Genomic DNA, 22,037 nt, shown 5'->3' with positions numbered 1-22,037 from the left:
CGGAGCAGAGCGGGCCTCAGAAGAAGCTGGGCAAGCCGAAGATCGGCAGGGAGGGCGTGAGCGAGGAGCCGCCAGGCAGGGGCACACCCGGCATGGCCCGGCGCAGATGGCTCTCCAGGGAGCCCATCCCCGGCAGGGACACGCTGAATCCCCTGAACAACGGCCCGCCCAGGATCGAGCTGTAGTCGCCCGAGCTGAGCCGCAGCAGGGTGAGCACCACCCCGGCAGGCGACAGCGTCACCCGCTGGCCCGCCACCACGCGGGTGGGGGGGGCGGCGCCGGGCTCATCGGCGGGAATCGGTTCGCCGTCCCGCAGCGGCTCGATCTCCACCGCTCCCTCCAGCACGGAGAGCTCAGCCTCGCCGTCGTCACGCACCTCCAGCAGGTAATTGGTGCCCCGCACACTCATGCGCGATGAGCGCGTGCAGCCGCTCTGGGGGCCGGACACCAGGATCTGCCCCTTCTTGAGCAGGAAGCAGCCGCTGCCCAGGCGCAGCTGGGAGAAGCGGTTCACCCGGCCCGCCGCACCGGTGTCGAAGCGGATCTGACCGCGGCTCTTGCGGGTGCTGATCTCCTGGGGCGCGGTGGCCCGCTGCTTCACCCGGGCCTCCCGGCTGTCGATGTAGAACTCGCGGCCGTCGAGGATTTCCTGCACTGTGGCCGCCTCCCGGGCCTGGGCGGGGGCGAGGGGGACCAGCAGCAGTGGCAGCACCAACAGCCTGAAGGCAGGCGTTGAGGCCGAGGCAGCCATTGGGGCCCTGACAGCCGCTGCGGCAGAGATGTCGGCATTCCAGCCCCTGAACCGAATCGGGGCATTCTCACCCGTGAATCATCCTTGGGCTGCCAGGCCACGCGGGGCCGCCATGGCCCCCCCTGGCGGCTCAGCCCTCGCTGCGCCAGCCCTGGTCTGAGGGGGTCCAGTCGCTCAGCTCGGAGGGCTGGAACCAGAGACCGATCTCAAACAGGGCCGTTTCAGGGGCATCGGAGCCGTGGATCACGTTGCGGCCGATGTTCACGGCCAGGTCGCCGCGGATCGTGCCGGGTTCGGCCTCGAGGGGTTTGGTAGCGCCGATCAGCTTGCGGGCGCTGGCAATGACGCCGTCGCCCTCCCAGACCATCGCCACCACCGGCCCCGAGGTGATGAAATCCACCAGCCCGGCGAAGAAAGGACGCTCCCGGTGCACGCCGTAATGGTTCTCGGCCAGCTCACGGCTGGGGGTGAGCTGCTTGAGGCCCACCAGCTTGAAGCCCTTGCGCTCGAAGCGGCCCAGGATTTCAGCCACCAGGCCCCGCTGAACACCATCGGGCTTGATGGCGATGAAAGTGCGTTCGGCGGCCATGGGGTGATCGAAGGGGGTGGCGCCATCGTCCGTGGCCAGGCGGCCGCTTGGCAAGCAGCCCGCTTGGCAAGCAGCCCGGCCTCAGCGGCTCTGCTGCGCCCTGCCTACATTCCTTAACGCCACACGCACGGTGCCGGGCCATGGTGCTCACCGCTCCTCCCAGCACCTGGAGCGCCGAGGACGGCGCCAGCCTCTACGGCCTGGATCGCTGGGGCGACCCCTACTTCTCCGTCAACGCCCGCGGCCACGTGATCGTGCAGCCCCGCGGCGACCGGGGGGGCTCCCTGGATCTGGTGGAACTGGTGCGGGAGCTGCAGGGCCGCGATCTGTCGCTGCCGCTGCTGATCCGCTTCGACGACATCCTCGAAGACCGGCTGGAGCGGCTCCACGCCGCCTTCGAGCGGGCCATCGCCCAGTACGGCTATGCCGGTCGCTACCAGGGGGTGTTCCCGGTGAAGTGCAACCAGCAGCGCCACGTGGTGGAGCAGCTGGTGGAGAGCGGCCGGCGCTGGCATTTCGGCCTGGAGGCCGGCAGCAAGGCCGAGCTGCTGATCGCCCTCTCCCTGGTGGACGACCCCCAGGCCCTGCTGATCTGCAACGGCTACAAGGATCAGCGCTACATCGAGACGGCGATCCTGGCGCGGCGGCTGGGGCGGCAGCCGGTGGTGGTGATCGAGCAGGCCGATGAGGTGGAGCGCATCATCCGGGCCAGCCATGAGCTCGGCGCCGCGCCGCTGATCGGCATCCGCGCCAAGCTCTCCAGCCGCAGCACCGGCCGCTGGGGCAGCTCCGTGGGGGAGCGGGCCAAGTTCGGCCTTTCGGTGCCCGATCTGCTCAGCACGGTGGAGGCCCTGCGCCAGGCCGATCTGCTCGGTGAGCTGCGCCTGCTGCACTTCCACATCGGCAGTCAGATCAACGACATCGCCGTGCTCAAGGACGCCCTGCAGGAGGCGGGTCAGATCTACGTGGAGCTCACCCGGCTGGGAGCGCCGATGGGCCTGCTGGATGTGGGCGGCGGCCTGGGGATCGACTACGACGGCAGCCGCACGGCCACCGCCGCCTCCAAGAACTATTCGCTGCAGAACTACGCCAATGACGTGGTGGCCACGGTGCGGGAGTGCTGCGCCCCCCATGGAGTGGCCGTGCCCACCCTGGTGAGCGAGAGCGGCCGGGCCATCGCCAGCCACTTCTCGGTGCTGGTGTTCGACGTGCTCGGCACCGGCCACCCCCCCGGCGGCGTGCCCCCTGAGGAAGCCGACGAGCCGCTCACGGTGCACAACCTGCGTGAAACGCTGGCCACGATCGAGGCCAGCGCCGCGCCTGAGGCCGGCACCAGGCCTGAGCTGAGCTGCGAGCTGTTGCAGGAGGCCTGGAACGATGCGCTCAAGTTCAAGGACGATGCCCTGGCCGCCTTCCGGCTGGGTTACCTGGGCCTGCCCCAGCGAGCCCGGGCCGAGCAGCTCACCTGGGCCTGCGCCGAGGCGATCGCCGCCCGGCTCACCGCGCTGCCGGAGGGCACCGAGATCCCCGAGCAGCTGGGCGCCCTGCAGGCCGCCCTGGCCAGCACCTACTACGCCAATCTCTCGGTGTTCCGCTCGGCGCCGGACACCTGGGCCATCGACCAGCTGTTTCCGGTGCTGCCGATCCAGCGCCTCGACGAGCGCCCCACGGGCCTGGGCAGCTTCGCCGACCTCACCTGCGATTCCGACGGCAAGCTGGCCCGCTTCATCGACCGGGGCCAGGTGAAGTCGCTGCTGGAACTGCACCCGCCCCGCGCCGGAGAGCCCTACTGGGTGGGCCTGTTCCTGGCCGGGGCCTACCAGGAGGTGATGGGCAACCTGCACAACCTGTTCGGCAGCACCAATGCGGTGCACATCCGCCTCGGCACATCAGGGCACTACGTGGTGGATCACGTGGTGCGGGGTGACACCAATGCCGAGGTGCTCGAGGTGATGGAGCACGACCCGCGCCAACTGCTGGAGCGGCTGCGGCTGGCCAGCGAGGAGGCAATCAACGGCGGCCAGCTGAAGATCAGCGACGCGCGCCGGCTGATGGCCCACCTGGAGCACAGCCTGGGGCAGACCACCTACCTGCAGTCCTGAGGGCTTCAGCGCAGCAGCAGCACGGCCACCCAGAGCAGCTTGCAGCCCAGGTGCAGCATCTGGTCGATGCCGATGCTGTAGAGGCGACGGCACTTGCCCAGGTCGATGCCGGCGTGGAGGATCCACTCGGCGAGGCCCAGCAAGGGCACGCCGCTGATCACCGCCACCAGGAAGCCATGGATGCCGGCGTGGGCCACCAGCCACCAGCCCCAGGGCAGCACCCCCCTCACCCCCGGGCACTTCTCCAGGGCCATGCGGTCGCTCTGCAGGGCGAAGTCGCCGAGGAAATGGCCCATGGCCAGCAGCAGAAACAGATCCAGGCCTGCCTGGAGATCGGCCACAGGAAACGGAACAGCGATCGGAATGGAGGCCAGCGGGGAGGCTGTTGCAGCGTGGTTCCACTCTGACCCAGGCTGGGTACGGCGGTATGAGCGCGTTGTTGCCGATGGCGATCCCCGGGCTGGTGCTCACCCCGCTGCTGGTGCTCGGGCTGCTGGGGCTGCACGCCTGGCTGAGGCGACGCACCCGGCTGCCGGATCTCCCCCTGCTGCTGCCCCTGGGCGCGGCCCTGGTGCACGGCGCCGTTGCCACCATCCCGGCCGGCCTGGTGGGGGCCACGGCCAGCCGCTGGCTCGCCAGCCTTGACCAGCTGCTGCTGGGCTATGCCCTGATCCGGCTGGCCACCTGGGCCGGCGTGCAGGTGCCCGGCAGCCTGGGCTGGTGGCCCCAGCCGCCGAAGATCCTGCGCGACCTGGCCATGCTGGTGCTGGCCGCCGCCTACACCGCCCTGGTGCTGCGCGAGCGGGCGGGGGTGAATCTGGTGGGGCTGTTCACCACCTCGGCGGTGCTGACCGCCGTGGTGGGCCTGGCCGCCCAGGAAACGCTCAAGGACATGGTCGCCGGCATCAGCCTGCAACTCGATGCCCCCTTCAGTGAGGGCGACTGGATCGAGGTGAATGGAGAGGCGGGCGTGGTCAAGAGCGTCACCCTGATGAACACCTACCTGCAGCCCGCCGACGGCAGCCTGCTGGTGATCCCCAACGACACCGTGGCCCAGGCGATGGCGCGCTGTTTCGCGCCGCGGGCGCCGGTGGGCAACCGCTTCAGCATCGGTCTCGACTACGCCCTGCCGCCGGGCCAGGCCTGCGCCCTGCTGGAGGCGGCGATGGCCGACTGCCCCGGGGTGCTGACGGAGCCGCCGCCGCGGGCCTGGGTGGGGAGCTACGCCGACAGCGCCATCACCTATGAGCTGATGGTGTGGCACCAGGGTGCCGGTGAGCTGCAACGGCTGGAGGTGCGCAGCGCCGTGCTGCAGCACATCTGGTACGCCCTCAGCCGCGCCGGCCACAGCATTCCCTACCCGGTGCGGGAGCTCAGGCCCAAAGACCCGGCCCCGGCGGCCGATGATCCCGCCCTGATCGATGTGGCCGCCCGGGCCAGGCTGCTGGGCCGCAACGGGCTGTTCCAGGAGCTGGGGGCTGAGCAGCTGGCGCGCCTGGCGCCGCTCACCCGCTGCCTGCGCTTCGGGCCGGGGGAACTGGTGATGCGCGAGGGGGATCCGAGCACCGCCCTGTTCCAGGTGGTGCAGGGCGGCGTGGACGTGCTCAAGACCAACCCCCAGGGGAGCCAGACGCGCCTGGCCAGGCTGGGCGTGGGCGACGTGTTCGGAGAGATGGGGCTCTGCACCGGCGCCCGCCGCAGCGCCAGCGTGCGCGCCACGGCGGACACCGTGCTGCTGGAGGTGGAACGCGACGACCTGCTGCCCCTGGTGGAGGCCGAACCGCAGTTCCTCGAGCAGCTGGCCCATCTGGTCAACCGCCGCCGCTGCGAACAGGAGCAGGTGTCGGCGGAGCAGGAGGCGGAGCGGGAGCTGAACCTGCTGCAGCGGATGCAGCAGCTGTTCGGCGCCATGGGGCCCGTCAGCGGGCGCAGAACCACACCTGCAGGCTGAGGCGATCGATCGGGGGCGGCAGTTCGGCGGGGTCGAAGGCGGCAGGGGCGGCATCCGCCATCGCCCGTAGCGGCACCGGGCGCTGGGCGCCCTCCACCTGCACCTGGATCGGCCGCAACGCCTCCAGGCCCATCACCGCCGTGAGGTCGCGGGCCTGCTGCTGGGCGTCCTGGTAAGCGGCCCGCAACAACTGCTGACGGGCGGCCCGGTCCTGTTCGGGGCTGGCCTCGGTGCTCACCGGCGACAACCGCACCCCCGGCAGGCCCCCCACCCGGCGCACCAGGGGCTGCAGCTGCGGCAGGGCAAGGCTGCCGCTCACCCGCAGGCTGGCCACCCAGGCGGCGGGATCCCTGCCGCGGCGACCCCGCTCCCAGGTGTTGGGGGAGCTGACCTCCAGCTCATCCACGGCCAGGGTGCTGAGCTCCTGCCGCAGGGTCACCAGCCGAGCTTCGAGGGCCGCCAGGGCTTCGTCACTGCTGGCCGCCTCGGCCTCCAGGGCCAGGGAGAAGCGGAAGCGACTGGCTTCACGCCGGAGCTCCGCCGCGCCGCGGGCCTCCAGCAGGGTGCCGCTGCACTGGAGCTGCACCTGGGCCTGGGCGAGGGCCGCCGAAGGGTGAGCAACCTGGACCAGCGCAGGCAACAGCAGGGCGGAGAGCCAACGCATGGCAAGCGGGGACGACTGCTGACCAGCATGGTCTGCGTCCGGCAGAGCCGATCCAACCCGGCCCGGCCGCTCAGAAGATGCCGCGAAGCAGATTGAAGGCTCCCCGGTGAAACAGCGGTGGTTTGCGGGGACCCACCCGAGCCCCTTCAGCCGGCGACAGGGTGGGGATGTCCTCCAGCAGGGGCTGGATCAGCACGGCCTGCCGTTCCAGGCGCAGGCGCCAGGCGGGCACAACCCCAGGCGCCTGCCGCTGCACCGGCTCCCCCAGGGCGCTGAACTGCAGCACGGCCGTCTGCAGCTGAGCGGTGGCCTGGGGACTCAGGCTGCAGGCGGTGCGCTGGGGTGCCAGCAGCCGACCCTCGTCCGCCATGAAGCCGCTCGCCAAAGCTGCTGGAGCCAGGGCCCCCAGCAGCGAGCCATCCCCCAGCTCTCCTGCATTGGAGGTCCAGATCACCAGGTCCCCCTCCTGTTGTCCGGGGCCGGCCACCATGACCTGGTAGCCGAGCACCCCGGTCTGGGGCGCCCAGCTGAGCTGCCAGCGCCCTGCCACCAGGGCGGCCTGCATGGCGATGGGCTGCATGAAGTCGTCGCCGGGATCGAGCGCGAAGGCAATCTCCGGGATGGCCTCGCCACGCACCGTGTGGGAACCCACCAGGGAGGCCGGGGCGGGGAGGGGCGGCGAGGAGAGGCTGTTGGGCCAGCGGCCCACCACCGCTCCGGGGGCCCAGTCGGGGTTGGCGGACTCCATCAGGCGGCCGAGGCGGGTCATCGCCATGGCCATGGCCCGCTGGTCTGGCAGCAGCTGGGCCAGCTCGATCACCTCCACCGGTGGGGTGGGCCCGTCCTCCGTGCAGCCCCGGTACAGCAGCAGCCGCCCCTGGGCCTGGGAAGCATCCCAGTCGTCGGCGCTCGGCTGAGTTGCCCTGGAGTCCGTGGCGACCGGAGGCAGCAGGGGCAGGGCCTCACCCAGGCCGAGGCCGGCGGGAATCCGGTGTTCCGCGCTGCGTTGCGACGGCAACGGCCCGGCGCTGCGCAGGGTGAGCTCCAGGCTGCGCATGGAGGCGGGCGCCTCGGCCCGGATCAGCTCCAGCACCGCGGCCGCCGAGAGGCCGCCCCCGGCGGCCGCGGCACCGAGGCCCGAGACGGTGCGGGCCTGGATCTCGTAGCTTACCGGGGTGGCCGTGGCCGCCGCTGTGGCCAGGGGCCCCAGCAGAGCGGCCGTGGCCAGAGAGCCCCACAGACCGCAGAAGTGCCGGGCCATGTCACCGTTCGGAGGGCCCTGCACCCTAGGCAGCCCCTGGCTGCTCAGCTGAGGGCCTTGCGCAGCTGCAGCAGGGCCTCGGCCAGCGCCCCATCGAGGGCGGCCCCATCGCGGCCGCCGGCCTGGGCCAGGTTGGGGCGGCCGCCCCCGCCGCCGCCACAGGCCTTCGCCACCGCACCGATGAAGGATCCCGCCTTGGGGCCGGCGGCGACCACGGCAGCACCGAAGGCGGCCACCAGCACCACCTTGCTCAGGTCCGCCGGATCGGGCAGGCCACCAAGCACCACGGCGGCACCGTCGCCGAGCCGGGCGGCCAGGTCCTGGGCTGCCCCCTGCAGGCCGGTGCCATCCACTCCGTCGAGGCGCGTCACCAGCAGCCGGCAGCCAGGCTGATCCCCCTCGGCGCCCACGCGTTCGGCCTGCTGCACCAGGGCTGAGGCCTTGGCCACGGCCAGCTCGGCGCGGGCGGCCGCCAGGGCCTTGCCGGCGCCTTTGAGCTCCTCCTGCAGGGTCGCCACCCGCTCCACGATCTCGCCCGGCTGGGCCTTGAGTCGCTCCCCCAGCTGGCGCACCACCGCATCGCGCTGCTTGAGGTAAGCCAGCGCCGCCGGACCGGCCACCGCCTCGATGCGGCGGATGCCGGCGGCCACACCGCTCTCGGCCACGATCGTGAACAGGCCGATTTCCGTGGTATTGGCCACGTGGGTGCCGCCGCACAGCTCCATCGACACACCGGGCACATCCACCACCCGCACCACGTCGCCGTACTTCTCGCCGAACATCGCCACGGCGCCGGCGGCGCGGGCCGCCTCGATCGCCATCTCCCGCACCTCCAGGCGGTGGGCGTCGCCGATCCAGCCGTTGATCAGCGCCTCCACCTGCTCCAGCTCCTCGGCCCGCAGGGCCCGGGCGCAGTGGAAGTCGAAGCGCAGCCGCTCGAAGTCCACCAGGGAGCCGGCCTGGCTGATGCCCTGGTCCACCACCTGCTTCAGCGCCGCCTGCAGCAGGTGGGTGGCGCTGTGGTGGGCCTGAACCCGCCGGCGGCAGGCCGGGTCCACCCGGGCCGTCACCAGATCCCCCACCGCCAGGCTGCCCCGCTCGACGCGGCCGTCGTGCACGAACACGCTGCGGTTGCGGCTCACCGAGGCGATGCTCACGATCACGCCGGCATCGGCGGCGGTCTGGTCGCCACCGCCCAGCAGCAGGCCGCGGTCGCCCACCTGGCCGCCCCCCTCGCCGTAGAAGGGCGTGCCATCCAGCACGATCTGCACCCCATCCCCCGCCATGGCCCGCTCGGCCGGGGCGCCGTTCACCACCAGGGCCAGCACGCAGCTGGGGTGCTCCAGGGCCTCATAGCCCTTGAAGGCCGTGGGCTGCAGCGACGCCGCCAGCTGCTCGATGGCGCCCTGCAGGGTGAGATCGAGGCTCACCGCCGCGGCCTTGGCGCGCTGGCGCTGGGCCTCCATGGCCGCCTCGAAGCCCGGCAGATCCACCGTGAGCCCGTGCTCCTGGGCGATCTCCTCGGTGAGCTCCAGGGGGAAGCCGTAGGTGTCGTAGAGCTCGAAGGCCTGCTCGCCGCTGATCTGGCGGGGCCGGGCCGCCAGCACTTCAGCCAGCAGCTTCTCGCCCCGCTCGAGGGTGCCCAGGAAGCGGGCCTCCTCCCGCTCCAGCTCGCCGAGGATCAGCTCGCGGCGCTCCCGGAGCTGGGGGTAGGCCTGGCCCATCAGGGCGATCGACGCCTCGCCCATGGCCGCCAGGAAGGGCCGGTCGATGCCCAGCAAGCGGCCGTGGCGCACCACCCGCCGCAGCAGCCGGCGCAGGATGTAGCCGCGGCCCAGGTTGCTGGCGCTCACCCCATCGCCGATCAGCTGGGTGATGGCGCGGCTGTGGTCGGCGATCACCTTGAGGCTGGTCTTGCCCTTTTCGTCGAGGCTGGGGTAGGCCACGCCGGCCAGGCCCGCTGCCGTTTCGATCAGCGGATAGATCAGATCGGTTTCGTAGTTGTTGGCCGCGCCCTGCAGGATCTGGGCCATGCGCTCCAGGCCCAGGCCGGTGTCGATGTTGCGGCTCGCCAACGGCGTGAGCCTGCCGCCTGCGTCGCGGTTCGACTCCATGAACACCAGGTTGTAGAACTCGATGAAACGGCTGTCGTCCTCCAGATCGAGGTCCTCGTCGCCCCGTTCGGGCTGGAAGTCGTAGTAGATCTCCGAGCAGGGGCCGCAGGGGCCGGTGGGGCCGGAGGCCCAGAAGTTGTCAGCCTCATCCATGCGGATGATGCGCTTCGGGTTCACCCCCACCAGGTCGCGCCAGATCGCCGCCGCTTCGTCGTCGTCGCGGAACACGCTCACCACCAGGTTCTGAGCTGAGAGGCCGAACACCTCGGTGCTCAGCTCCCAGGCCCAGCGGATCGCCTGCTCCTTGAAGTAGTCGCCGAAGGAGAAGTTGCCCAGCATCTCGAAGAAGGTGTGGTGCCGCGCCGTGCGGCCCACGTTCTCGATGTCGTTGGTGCGAATGCACTTCTGGCTGCTGGTGGCCCTTGGCGCCGGCCGCGGCGCCTGGCCCAGGAACACCGGCTTGAAGGGCAGCATGCCGGCGATGGTGAGCAGCACCGTGGGGTCATCGGGAATCAGCGAGGCGCTGCCCAGGCGCCGGTGGCCGCGCTGCTCGTAGAAGTCGAGAAAGGCCGCGCGGATCTCGGCGCCGCTGCGGGGGCGGGCGGCCCCGGATCGGGGGGCTGAAGGGGTGGCGGCGGCCATGGCTGAGGTCATCTACCCACTGGGGGCATGATCGCTCAACAGCTCGATGCGACGGGTCTGCTGGCGCAGCAGGCTGCGGGCAAAGCCGGAGGACTGGTGCAGCAGCTGCTCGAAGGCGGCGGCATCGAACACCAGGGCGCGCAAGGGCTCGAGGGCCGTGACGGACGCCGACCGCGGGCGGCCGCTGAGCAGGGCCATCTCGCCGAGGGTCTCCCCCGCCGCCACCCGCGCCTGCCAGTCGTCGCCGCTGACGCGGGCGCTGCCCTCCAGCAGGATCGCCATCCAGGTGGCCTCCTCGCCCGGCCGCAGGATCGCCGCGCCGGCCTGCCAGGCGCGCAGCTGGCCCCAGGCCGCCACGTTGAACAGGGCCGAAGGCGACAGCTCCGCGAACAGGGGCACCTGCACCAGCAAGTGGAGCAGCTCGGCTTCGGCCGGCGGTGTGCCGGCCTGGAGGGTCTCGAGGTGGGCCGAACTGGGCAGGCCGCCGCGGGGCGTGCGCCGCAGCCGCGCGGCGCGGGCGGGGTCGCGCTGGTCGAGCAACCAGAGCGCCCAGAAGGCGTTCTCGGGATCGGGGTCGCTCCAGAGGTCCTCCAGCACGGCCAGCGGATCCGGCAGCGGCTCCAGCGCCAGGGGGGGCTGGAGTTCTGGAGTGGATTCGGGCTGCGGCTCAGCGTGGGGCAACAGGGTGAGGTCGCGGCGATGCACCTCGCCCACCACCCCGGGCGACAACAGGGCCTGCAGGGCAGCGAACTGGCGCAGCAGGGGATCGTCAGCCTGGAACTCGGCCAGCAGAGGCAGCAGCGGCAGCAGGCGGCCAACGATGCGCAGATCGATCACCGGCAACAGCGGCCTCAGCAGGCCGTCGGCGGCAGCTCCGGCCTCCATGGCGCTGCGTCGGGCCAGCTCGCCGCGCAGCTCCTCGAGGCCGGCACTCAGCTGGCGCTGGGCGAAGGTCGAGCGCGGCCCGAAGCGCAGCAGCAGCGCCTGCCAGGCGCCATCGTCGAGACCGGAATCCTGGCGGATCATCTCCAGCCGCAGGCTCTGGGCGGCATCGAGGGCGCCGGGACGCAGATCCCGCTGGCCGGCGACCTGCAGCAGGTCGTGGACCGCCTCGGCGGCAGCCTCCTCGCGCAGGTTGAGGCTGGCCCGCTGGCGGGCGTCGAGCTGCAGCAGCTGCGGGTCCTCCAGGGTGAGTTCGCGCAGGGCGGCGTGGTGGTCGGCCTCCTCCAGGCCCAGGGCCAGGCGCAACTCCTCGAGCTGCACGGCGCTGGTGGCCCGCTCCAGGCGGCCGCTGCGCACCAGATCGGCCAGCACGTCGCGGTAGAGCGACTGGTTGGTGGCGGCGAGCTGGGCGGGCAGCGCCTTGGCCAGGGTGAACACCTCGCCGGGAGTGAGCTCATCGAGGGTGCGTCCATCGAGATGGGCCTCCAGATCGGGAAAGCGTTTCCTGAGCTGGGTGCGCAGGCTGGCACTGGTGTTCTCCCGGCGGTAAGTGTCGGCGTCGCGGGGCCAGCCGCGGAACAGCCAGATGGCGCTGGCGATCAGCACCAGGGAGCGGATCAGCTGGCCCACCTTGCCCGCCGCCAGCCCGAGGCTGGGGTCGGCGAACCAGAAGAACAGGTTCACGGCCAGGAAGGTGGCCAGCAGCCGGGTGCGCGAGCGGGCCATGGCCCGGGCGCGCTCGGGGCTGTGGTCGGCGCTCAGCCCCTGGCGCAAGCCGCTCTCCAGCCAGCTGAACAGAGCCACGCTGCCGGCCCCGGCGGCGCTCAGCAGCGCCGGGATGGCCAGCAGACGCGGCACCCCCCAGCCGGCCTCGGCCCGGGGCCAGAGGTCGAGGGCGCGGGCGGGCAGATCGGCATCGAAGGCCCAGAGGCCACTGCGCAGCATCTCGACCGTCTCCGGCCCCTGCTGGCGGGCGAGCAGAAAGAAGGCCAGCACCAGCCCCGGGTAGGAAAGCCAGGCCCAGCGCAGGCCCCGCTTGCCCTCCAGGCCGGCCCAGTAGCTGCGTTCGGCGTCGATGTCGAGGCAGGGCGACTGGCAGGCCACGCAGGCGGAGCGCTCACGGCCGTCCTCGGCCACGGTGCGGCACATCGACTGGGTGAGGCGGCTGGCATCGAGGTGGGCGGCACCGGCCAGGGGCCCGCGGGGACCGGTGACCACCTGCTGCACCGCTCCCATCGGGCAGACGTACTGGCACCAGGCCTTGCCGGCGTAGGCCCAGCCCACGGCGACCGCCGCCACCACGGTGAGGGCCAGCAGCAGGCCCAGGCCCAGGGGACTGCTGTTGACCGCCAGAAGGCGCAGGCACAGGCCCGCGATCAGCAGGCTCCACTGCAGGCTCAGGTGGTGGCGTCCCAGCCAGGAGTCGCCCTCCACCTTGGCCAGCTGGGGCTTGCCGTTGCGGCCCGGCACGCGGCGCTGGCGGTCCAGGGCCCGGAACAGCTGCGAGGCGAAGGCCAGCGGGCAGATGCGGCGCCAGAGCTCATGGCTGCCGGCCGCCAGGATCAGCAGACCGCTGGGCACCACCATGCCCCAGAACAGCTGGTTGCCGCCGTGACCATGGCAGGCCAGGCCCTCAGGGCAGGGCGGCCGCCGCAGGGCCCAGTCGCTCAGGGCCGGACTCAGCAGCGAGGCGATCAGGGCCAGCCAGCCCAGCAGCAGCAGCCAGCGCACCAGGTGGGCCTGCCGTTCCGGCCACCGCGAAAACAGCCACATGGGGAGCGGATGGGTAGGCCGCAGGCTAAGGGCGGCAGACCCGGCTAGCCGGGGAGCATGATCGGTTCGCAGAGGCTCTGCCCCACCGGGGCGCCGCCGTGAGTCAGGCCGCCAGCCCGCCATCCCGCCGCCAGTTGCGCCTGCGCTCCGTCACCTGGGCGCTGGGGGCAGGCGCCGCCGCCCTGGTGCTGGGGCTGCCGCTGGGACTGGAGGCAGCCCTGCGTGCCGGAGGCTGTGGCTTCTTTTACGGCCTGCTGGCCTTCCACCTGCAGCGGGTTGACCCCGATGACGGCCACCTGCAGGCGGGGCTGGTGGGGGCGGTGTGCGGCATCCACAGCCTCGGCCTGGCGGCCCTGACTCCATGGCCGCCGGGCCTGCCGCTGCCGGCCGCACTGGTGGCGGTTGCGCCAACTGTGATGATGGGGCTCATCCGAGCCTGGCTGCCGCTGGTCGGCGCCGCCCTGCTGCTGCACGGATCGCGCCTGCTGGCGCAACGCGTCCAGTCGGCCGAGGGGCCGACCCCCACGCCCTGACCTGCCGGGTCGAGAGACCGGTTCTGAACACCCTGGGATGAGCCTGCTGCACGCCACCTGGCTGTTTCCCCCCGAAGGACCCGGGGGCCGGCTGTTCCTGTGGGCCGACACCTGGAAAGTGGCCTCCCCGCTGCAGCCCGCCGCCGAGGCCCCCGAGCATCCCCTGGCCCTCAACGCCGACGAACTGGCCGACTGGCTCGACGACAACGGCTACTGGGCCGAGGCCCTCAGACCCGCCCGCGCCACCCTCACCCTGCCCAGCCGCACCCAGGCGGCCCGGGGCCGCCGCGGCAGCCATGGCCAGAGCTGGTCTGGGCTGCCCCTGCAGGCCGGCGAGCCGATCCCCCGCGAGCTGCAGTGGTGGCCCTGGCAGGTGGAGGGCTGGGCCCTGCATCCGGCCAGCGCCGCCGACTGGCTCAGCCAGCTGCCCCTGGCGGGCAAGCACCCGGAAATGGCCGATGAACTGCGCTGGTGGAGCCATCTGCAGCGCTGGGCCCTGAGCCTGATCGCCCGCGGCCGCTGGCTGCCCCAGATCGAGGAGGGCAACGGCCGCTGGCTGCCCCTGCTCAACCAGGAGGGCGACCGCCATCGCCTCGAGCAGCTGGCCATGGGGATTCCCCAGGTGGCCACCTGCGCCCTGGCGGCCGGGCCCGAGGGCGATCCCTGCCTGGCCTGCCGCAGGCCCGGCAGTGGCCGGCTGCGGGTGGCCAGCCTGGTGGAGGCCCTGCTCGATGGCCAGCTGCGGGAGACCTTCAGGCCAGCCCCTGAAGGCCTCGATCCACTGCTGCAGGCCTGGCAGAAGGCCCTGGCCAAGGGCGATGGCCGTCTTCACCTCGACGAGGAGGACGAGGAGCGCCTCGTGATCGCCACCCACCACTGGCGCGAGGCCGTGGCCGGCAAGGTGGCACCGGCCCGGGCCTGCCTCGAGCTGTTCACCCCAGCCGAGGGGGATGAGCTCTGGGAGCTGAGTTTCAGTCTCCAGGCTGAGGCCGATCCCAGCCTGCGGGTGCCGGCGGCTGTGGCCTGGGCGGCGGGCACCCGCGGCCTGCAGCTGGGCGAGGTGGCCGTGCCCCAGCCAGGTGAGCTGCTGCTGGAGGGCCTCGGCCGCGCCCTCACGGTGTTCCAGCCCCTCGAACGGGGCCTGGACTCGGCCACCCCCACCACGATGCAGCTCACCCCGGCGGAGGCCTTCGTGCTGGTGCGCACCGGTGCCGCCCAGCTGCGGGATGTGGGGGTGGGCGTGGTGCTGCCCGCCAGCCTCTCCGGCGGCCTGGCCAGCCGCCTGGGCCTGTCCATCACAGCCGAGCTCTCCAAGAGCTCCCGAGGCTTCACCCTCGGCGAAACGCTCGACTGGAGCTGGGACTTCATGATCGGCGGGGTCACCCTCACCCTGCGCGATCTGGAGCGGCTCGCCGCCAAGCGCAGCCCCCTGGTGCAGCACAAGGGGGTCTGGATCGAGCTGCGTCCCAACGACCAGCGCAACGCCGGTCGCTTCTGCACCGCCGACCCCGAACTCAGCCTCGACGACGCCCTGCGGCTCACCGCCACCGACGGCGACACCTTCCACCGCCTGCCGGTCCATGCCTTCACGGCCGGCCCGCGGCTGCAGGCGGTGCTGGAGCAGTACCACCAGCAGAAGGCCCCCGATCCACTGCCGGCCCCACCAGGCTTCGCGGGCCAGCTGCGGCCCTACCAGGAGCGCGGCCTGGGCTGGCTGGCCTTCCTGCACCGCTTCGACCAGGGCGCCTGCCTCGCCGATGACATGGGCCTGGGCAAGACGATCCAGCTGCTCGCCTTCCTGCAGCACCTCAAGGCCGAGGAGGAGCTGAAGCGGCCGGTGCTGCTGGTGGCCCCCACCTCGGTGCTCACCAACTGGAAGCGCGAGGCCCATGGGTTCACCCCCGATCTGGCGGTGCGCGAGCACTACGGCCCGCGGCGGCCCAGCAGCGAGGCGGCCCTGAAGAAGGCCCTCAAGGGCGTGGATCTGATGCTCACCAGTTATGGGCTGGTGCAGCGCGACAGCGAGCTGCTGGAGAGCATCGACTGGCAAGGGGTGGTGATCGACGAGGCCCAGGCGATCAAGAACCCCGGCGCCAAGCAGTCGATGGCGGCCCGCGACCTGGGCCGGCCCGGCCGCAGCAGCCGCTTCCGGATCGCCCTCACCGGCACCCCGGTGGAAAACCGGGTGAGCGAGCTGTGGGCCCTGATGGACTTCCTCAATCCGAAGGTGCTCGGCGATGAGGCCTTCTTCCACCAGCGCTACCGGCTGCCGATCGAGCGCTATGGCGACATGGCCTCGCTGCGCGATCTCAAGGCCAGGGTGGGGCCCTTCATCCTGCGGCGCCTGAAGACCGACCGCTCGATCATCTCCGACCTGCCGGACAAGGTGGAGCTGCACGAATGGGTGGGGCTCAGCCCCGAGCAGAAAAAGCTCTACACCCGCACCGTGGACGAGAGCATGGATGCCATCGCCCGGGCACCTCTGGGCCAGAAGCACGGCCAGGTGCTGGCCTTGCTCACCCGGCTCAAGCAGGTGTGCAACCATCCCGCCCTGGCCCTGCGCCAGCAGCCCAGCAGCGACGACCCCCAGTTCTTCGAGGGGTTCTCCGCCCGCAGCGCCAAGCTGCAACGCCTGGAGGAAATCCTCGAGGAGGTGATCGAGGCCGGAGACCGGGCCCTGCTGTTCACCCAGTTCTCCGAATGGGGCCTGCTGCTGAAGGCTCACCTGGAGCGCAGCTGGCGCCAGGAGGTGCCCTTCCTCTACGGCAGCACCAGCAAGGCGGAACGCCAGGCCATGGTGGATCGCTTCCAGGACGATCCCCGCGGCCCGCAGCTTTTCCTGCTGTCGCTGAAGGCCGGTGGTGTGGGCCTCAACCTCACCCGGGCCAGCCACGTGTTCCACATCGATCGCTGGTGGAATCCGGCCGTGGAGAACCAGGCCACCGACCGCGCCTACCGCATCGGTCAGCAGAACCGGGTGATGGTGCACAAGTTCATCACCAGCGGCTCGGTGGAGGAGAAGATCGACAGGATGATCACCGAAAAGGCCCGACTCGCCGAAGACATCGTGGGCTCCGGCGAAGAGTGGCTGGGGGGCCTGGACGTGGGCCAGCTGCGTGACCTGGTGGCCCTGGAGGAATAATCCTCCCCAGCCTGATCCCAGCGATTCCCACCGTCATCCTGTTGCCATGACCAGCACTCCGATCACCACCCAGCTCGGCAACGAGGGCCTCGGCCAGCAGGCCTGGTGGGTGGCCCAGTGGATGGAGCTGATCAACTCCTACCGCTTCAAGAAACGGCTGGAGCGGGCCTGGGAGTATGCCCGCTCCGGCAACGTCACCTCGATCCGTTTCGAGGGGCGCCGGGTGCACGCCCGGGTGCAGGGCAGCGGCGACGATCCCTACAAGGTGAAGCTCTGGCTCGACGTGCTCAACGACGACGACTGGGGCTATGTGCTGGAGGCCCTCAGCCAGAACGCCCGCTGGTCAGCCCAGCTGCTGGCCGGCGTGATGCCGGAGGACATCGAGCGGGCCTTCGCCGCCTCCGGCAAACGCCTCTTCCCCTTCAAGCTGCAGGAGGTGCGCAGCGAGTGCACCTGTCCGGACAAGACGAACCCCTGCAAGCACGTGAGCGCGGTGTTCTACCTGATGGGGGAGCGCTTCAGTGAGGACCCCTTCGTGCTGTTCCAGCTGCGGGGCCGGTCCCGCGCCCAGCTGCTGGCCGACCTGGCCAAGCGACGCCAGACGATGCTGGCCAGACAGGCCCGCGGCAAGGGCAGCCGGCCTGCCGCGGGCCTCGCCACAGCGCAGCCCGTGCATCCGGCCATCCGCGATCCCAGCCGCTGGTGGCGCTACGAAGCCCCCCTGCCGCCCGATCTGGTGGTGATCACGCCGGCGATGGAGGGGGAAACCGGGCTCGATGCCGCCGGCCGACTGCCCCTGGCGGAGTCGCCCCGCTTTCCCGAGGCCAACGGACTGTTTCTCGAGCACCTGCTGACCTACAGCCGGGAGCGCTCCAACGAGGCCATGGCCCGGGCCATGGACAGCGGCAATGAGGAGAAGGAGAAGGAGAAGGAGAAGGAGGCTGCGGGATCAGCCGCAGGCACTGGCTCCTGAACCGGCCACGCCCCAGCCCCGCCCGATCGCAGCCCACCGATGATCTCCTCCCAGGCGAAGCAGAACGTCCTGGCCGGCTGGTTGCAGCCGGACGCGCTGCAGACGGTCTGCTCGATCCTGCAGTCCCACCAGCAGGCCTTCGGCAGGCCCCTGCTGGCGGGCCTGGCCGCGGACGCCTCCGACCTGCAGCGGGCCCAGGCCCTGTTCGCCTCTCCGGCTGCGGTGCTCGCCCATGACGGCGCCGATCCAGACACCGACCCCGGCCCCCGGCTGATCTACGCCAACCGCAGCGCCCTCGTGCTGTGGCGCCGGCGCTGGGGGGAGATGGTGGGCCTGCCCTCGAAATTCACCGCCGCAGCCCAGGAGCGCAGCGGCCGGCAGCAGGCTCTGCGCCAGGCCAGGGCGGCTGAGGCCCTCAGCGGCTATGGCGGGGTACGGATCGACAGCCGGGGGCGCCGCTTCCGGATTGAGGGGGCCCGGCTGTGGACCCTGCGCGACGCCAACGGCTGCCCCAGGGGCCAGGCCGCCCGCTTCAGCGCCTGGTACTGGCTCTGAGCGGCAGGTGTCGGCGGCGACAGGGATCGGTGCGGCCGATCGAGACAACGATCCGCAGGCGTTACCTACAGTCATGTTTCTTCCCGAGGGTGTCCATGGCAGCTGTCACCTCCCCATCCGCCGCGGCCAGGCCTGATGGTGCCGTTGCCCAAGCCGCCGGGTCGCCGCGCCTCAGCCTGCAGTGCGAGGCCATCGCCGACGACACCACCGCGATCCGCTCCCTGGACTGGGACCGCAGCCGTTTCGACATCGAATTCGGGCTGCGCAACGGCACCACTTACAACGCCTTTCTGGTGCGCGGCGCTCAGACGGCCCTGGTGGACACCAGCCACCTCAAGTTCGCCGATACCTGGCTGCCCCTGCTGGAGGAGCAGATCGATCCGGCCGCGATCGACTACCTGATCGTGTCCCACACCGAGCCCGACCACTCCGGCCTGATCGGCCACCTGATCGATCGCAACCCCGACATCCAGATCGTGGGCTCCAAGGTGGCGATCCAGTTCCTCCAGGATCAGGTGCACCGGCCCTTCCAGAGCCGCGCCGTCAAGAGCGGCGACGAGCTCGACCTGGGCACCAACCCCGAGAGCGGCTGCGCGCACCGCTTCTCCTTCCTGAGTGCGCCGAATCTGCACTGGCCCGACACGATCTTCTCCTTCGATCACGGCACAGGCACCCTCTACACCTGTGATGCCTTCGGCCTGCACTACTGCTCCGATGAGCTGTTTGACAGCGACCCCGGCGCCATCGCCCCGGACTTCCGCTTCTACTACGACTGCCTGATGGGGCCCAATGCCCGCAGCGTGCTGCAGGCCCTCAAGCGCATGGACGCTCTGCCGCAGATCAACACAGTCGCCGTGGGCCATGGGCCCCTGCTGCGCCACCACCTCAGCCTGTGGCTGAACGACTACCGCGACTGGAGCAGCGACCGCAGCGCCGGTGAGACCTATGCCGCCGTCTGCTACGTGAGCCAGTACGGCTTCTGTGACCGGCTCAGCCAGGCGATCGCCCGCGGCATCGGCAAGGCCGGTGCCCAGGTGCAGCTGGTGGATCTGCGCGCCACCGATGCCCAGGAGCTGAGCGCCTGGTGGGGGAGGCCAGCGCCGTGGTGGTGCCCACCTGGCCCGCCAGCCCCGACGCCGAGCTGCAGGCCTCGATCGGCACCCTGCTGGCCGCGATCAAGCCGAAGCAATGGGTGGCCTGCTACGACGCCTTCGGCGGCAACGACGAGCCGATCGACACCGTGGCCTCCAGGCTGCGCAGCCTCGGCCAGAAGGCCGCCTTCGAGCCTCTGCGCATCCGCCAGGTGCCCCATGCGGACGACTACCAGCGCTGTGAGGAGGCCGGCACCGATCTGGGCCAGCTGCTCACCAAGGCGCGCACGATCGCGGCCATGAAGGCGCTCGACGGCGACCTGGACAAGGCCCTGGGCCGCCTGAGCGGCGGGCTCTACGTGGTGACGGCCCAGCAGACCACCGAGGATGGCGGCAGCCTCAGCAGCGCCATGGTGGCCAGCTGGGTGAGTCAGGCCAGCTTTGAGCCACCCGGCCTCACCGTGGCCGTGGCCAAGGACCGGGCGATCGAATCCCTGCTCCAGGTGGGCGATCGCTTCGTGCTCAACATCCTGCGGGAGGACAACCACCAGCTGCTGCTGCGCCACTTCCTCAAGCGCTTCCCGCCCGGGGCCGACCGCTTCGCCGGAGTGGCCACCGTGGAGGGCGCCGCCGCGGGCGGGCCCGTGCTCGGGGATGCCCTGGCCTTCCTGGGATGCCGCGTGGCCCAGCGGATGGAGGGGCCTGACCACTGGATCATCTACGCCGAGGTGGAAGTGGGGAACGTGGCCGACACTGAGGCCGCCACCGCCGTGCACCACCGCAAGGTGGGCAACCACTACTGATGACAACCTCGATCGGCGGATCGCCCGCCCAGGCTGCCCCGACAGCCGAGCGCCGCGTGCTGGTGATCCGTCTGGAGCCCACGCTGGTGTGCCTGCGGGGCCTGAGTCCACGCCGTTCGCGCTTTGAGGTGGAATACGGCCTCGAACGGGGCACCACCGCCAACAGCTTCCTGTTTGAGCAGGGCAGCACCAGCACCGGCCACACGGTGCCGCCGGTGCTGATCCATCCCCCCGGCATGACCTACGCCGAACCGTTCTTCGCTGCTCTGGCGGAGCTGGTTCCGAGCCATGAGGCGCTGAAGGTGGTGGTGGGAGTGGTGAACCCCAACAGGGTGGAACTGCTGAGGGCCCTGGCCGCCCGCTGGCCGAACCTGGCCCTGGTGGCCTCGAATGCCGGGGCCAAACTGGTGCGTGAGCTCTGGGATCAACGCCGTCCGCCGGCCCCGGGCGCACCGGAGCTGGCGCCGCTGCCGCCCCAGCCGCCGATCGATGTGGTGAAGCAGGAGGCCAGCCGCCCCCTGGCCGGTGGGCTGCAGCTGCGCCTGATCCCCGTTCCCACCCCCCGCTGGCCCGGCGCCCTGATGGCGTTTGAGGAGTCCACGGGTCTGCTGATGAGCAGCAAGTTCTTCTCCGCCCACATCTGTCAGGAGGGGTTCGCCGAGGCCAACCGCACGAGCGCCGAGGAGGACCGGCGCTGGTTCTACGACTGCCTGATGGCCCCCATGGCCCGGCAGGTGGAAACCGTTCTCGATCGGATCGACGAATTGCCGATCCGAACGATTGCCCCATTCCACGGCCCGGCCATCGCCGAGAGCTGGCGCAGCCTTCTGGCCGATTACCGCCGCTGGGGGGAGGGCCAGAACCGATCGAGCTCTCGGTGGCGCTGCTCTACGCCAGTGCCTACGGCAACACCGCCACCATCGCCGATGGCCTGGCCCGGGGCGTTTCCCGCACCGGCGTGCGGGTGGAGAGCATCAACTGTGAATTCAGCGAGCCGGATCAGCTGCAGGCGGCGATCCGCTCCTGCGATGCTCTGCTGATCGGCTCTCCCACCCTGGGCGGCCATGCGCCCACCCCGATCGTGGCGGCCCTGGGCACGGTGCTGGCGGAGGGCGACCGGGCCAAGCCCGTGGGGGTGTTCGGCAGCTTCGGCTGGAGCGGCGAGGCGCTGGATCTGCTCGAGAGCAAGCTGCGCGATGGCGGCTTCCAGTTCGCGTTCGAGCCGATCAAGGTGAAGTTCAGCCCCGATGCCCTGGCCCTCAAGGCGATCGAGGAAACCGGCACCGCCCTGGGCCGTGATCTGCAGACCGTCCGCAAGCGCCAGGAGCGCCGCAGCGGCGGCGGCCTGCACGAAAGCCGCAGCGATCCAGCCCTCAAGGCCCTCGGCCGGGTGGTGGGTTCCCTGTGCGTGCTCACGGCCCAGAAGAGTGCTGCGGACAGTCCCGACCTCGGGGGGGCCATGGTGGCCAGCTGGGTGAGTCAGGCCAGCTTCAGCCCACCTGGTTTCACCGTGGCAGTGGCCAAGGACAGAGCCGTGGAGGGCCTGCTGCACATCGGCGACCAGTTCGCCCTCAACGTGCTGGCAGCCGGGCGGGAAACCGGGCCGATGAAGCGGTTCCTGAAGCCCTTCAGCCCCGGTGCCGATCGCTTCGCCGGGCTTGAGCTGGAGCACACCCCCGGCGGTCAGCCGGTGCTTCCTGAGGCCCTGGCCTGGCTGGAGGCCACGGTGCAGCAGCGGATGGAGTGCGGCGATCACTGGCTGATCTACGCCCAGGCCCAGGAGGGTGGCGTGCTCGACCCCGAGGGCACCACGGCGGTGCACCAGCGGCGCACCGGCTCAAACTACTGATCCGCTCTCAACCCTGAGTGGCTCAACCCGTGGCGGCTCAGGCCGCCTGGGGTGGCGGCGTGGGGTCGCCACCGACAGCGTGGAAGGGCAGCACCAGGGTGGCCCAGTGGTCGGGGCGCTCCGGGCGCCTGCGCCGGGCCTGCCGCACCCCGAAGCACCCGCACCACGTTGGTGCCTTCCACCGGGCCCACGCTGCGGCCGCCGGAACTGATCAGCGGACGGGCGCTGGAGGGGCCCGTGCTCGGCTTGACGCTGGCCAGTTTCAGCCCAAGCCCAGGGGCCTTGCCGGCCCCCTGGGGGCC

The 22,037-nt window shown here is 71.2% G+C and carries 13 protein-coding genes and 2 pseudogenes; 8 read left to right on the top strand and 7 right to left on the bottom strand.

The annotated features are described in order from the left end of the window. Nucleotides 1–16 precede the first annotated feature (16 nt). Nucleotides 17–712 (bottom strand): iron dicitrate transport regulator FecR, encoded by a 696-nt coding sequence (locus tag IQ220_RS10345; RefSeq protein WP_370566434.1) that lies wholly within the window; start codon nt 710–712, stop codon nt 17–19. Nucleotides 713–881: 169 nt separating this feature from the next. Next, nucleotides 882–1,340 carry a nucleoside-diphosphate kinase gene (gene ndk, locus IQ220_RS10340; RefSeq protein WP_186697514.1) on the bottom strand — a complete coding sequence of 153 codons (459 nt, stop codon included), beginning with the start codon at nt 1,338–1,340 and terminating at the stop codon, nt 882–884. A 140-nt stretch (nt 1,341–1,480) separates the two neighbouring features. On the opposite strand from ndk, the gene speA reads away from it, so the two are divergent. After that, entirely contained in the window at nt 1,481–3,442 is a 1,962-nt protein-coding gene (gene speA / locus IQ220_RS10335; protein ID WP_193914810.1) for a biosynthetic arginine decarboxylase, read from the top strand. A gap of 5 nt (nt 3,443–3,447) precedes the next feature. On the opposite strand, the gene IQ220_RS10330 is transcribed toward speA, so the two are convergent. Next, entirely contained in the window at nt 3,448–3,783 is a 336-nt protein-coding gene (locus tag IQ220_RS10330; protein WP_370566420.1) for a DUF3307 domain-containing protein, read from the bottom strand. A gap of 104 nt (nt 3,784–3,887) precedes the next feature. On the opposite strand from IQ220_RS10330, the gene IQ220_RS10325 reads away from it, so the two are divergent. Next, nucleotides 3,888–5,393 carry a mechanosensitive ion channel family protein gene (locus IQ220_RS10325; protein ID WP_193914808.1) on the top strand — a complete coding sequence of 502 codons (1,506 nt, stop codon included), beginning with the start codon at nt 3,888–3,890 and terminating at the stop codon, nt 5,391–5,393. Here the strand turns inward: IQ220_RS10325 and IQ220_RS10320 are convergent. The 4 genes from IQ220_RS10320 to IQ220_RS10305 form a co-directional block, all read right to left on the bottom strand. Further along, the gene (locus IQ220_RS10320) at nt 5,362–6,057 is read right to left on the bottom strand and encodes an SIMPL domain-containing protein (protein WP_193914806.1); all 696 of its coding nucleotides are present in this window, start codon (nt 6,055–6,057) and stop codon (nt 5,362–5,364) included. The two genes, IQ220_RS10325 and IQ220_RS10320, sit on opposite strands and share 32 nt — an antisense overlap. 70 nt (nt 6,058–6,127) lie before the next feature. Then, entirely contained in the window at nt 6,128–7,342 is a 1,215-nt protein-coding gene (locus tag IQ220_RS10315; RefSeq protein WP_193914804.1) for a hypothetical protein, read from the bottom strand. A 20-nt stretch (nt 7,343–7,362) separates the two neighbouring features. Then, nucleotides 7,363–10,074: an alanine--tRNA ligase gene (gene alaS / locus IQ220_RS10310; RefSeq protein ID WP_193914802.1), complete on the bottom strand. Its 2,712-nt coding sequence runs from the start codon at nt 10,072–10,074 to the stop codon at nt 7,363–7,365. 12 nt (nt 10,075–10,086) lie between these two features. Next, complete coding sequence (locus tag IQ220_RS10305; RefSeq protein ID WP_193914800.1) at nt 10,087–12,789, bottom strand: cyclic nucleotide-binding domain-containing protein; 2,703 nt, start codon at nt 12,787–12,789, stop codon at nt 10,087–10,089. A gap of 98 nt (nt 12,790–12,887) precedes the next feature. Between IQ220_RS10305 and IQ220_RS10300 the strand changes: the two genes are divergently transcribed. From IQ220_RS10300 to IQ220_RS10275, 6 genes and pseudogenes are all read left to right on the top strand, one after another. Then, entirely contained in the window at nt 12,888–13,322 is a 435-nt protein-coding gene (locus IQ220_RS10300) for a hypothetical protein (protein ID WP_193914798.1), read from the top strand. A gap of 37 nt (nt 13,323–13,359) precedes the next feature. After that, a complete protein-coding gene (locus tag IQ220_RS10295) occupies nt 13,360–16,464 on the top strand; it encodes a DEAD/DEAH box helicase (protein WP_193914796.1) in 3,105 nt (1,034 codons plus the stop codon). A gap of 46 nt (nt 16,465–16,510) precedes the next feature. Further along, nucleotides 16,511–17,437, top strand: coding sequence for an SWIM zinc finger family protein (locus tag IQ220_RS10290; protein ID WP_193914794.1), 927 nt, complete (start codon nt 16,511–16,513; stop codon nt 17,435–17,437). A gap of 39 nt (nt 17,438–17,476) precedes the next feature. Then, entirely contained in the window at nt 17,477–17,992 is a 516-nt protein-coding gene (locus tag IQ220_RS10285; protein ID WP_193914791.1) for an MEKHLA domain-containing protein, read from the top strand. 95 nt (nt 17,993–18,087) lie between these two features. Further along, nucleotides 18,088–19,886: pseudogene (locus IQ220_RS10280) on the top strand (diflavin flavoprotein). Beyond that, nucleotides 19,886–21,735 (top strand): annotated as a pseudogene (locus IQ220_RS10275) (diflavin flavoprotein). The pseudogenes IQ220_RS10280 and IQ220_RS10275 overlap by 1 nt, the downstream one beginning before the upstream one ends. The last annotated feature ends 302 nt before the right edge of the window (nt 21,736–22,037 follow it).

This window comes from Cyanobium sp. LEGE 06113 (assembly GCF_015207615.1).
This window is presented reverse-complemented; position numbering and strand designations above follow the sequence as displayed.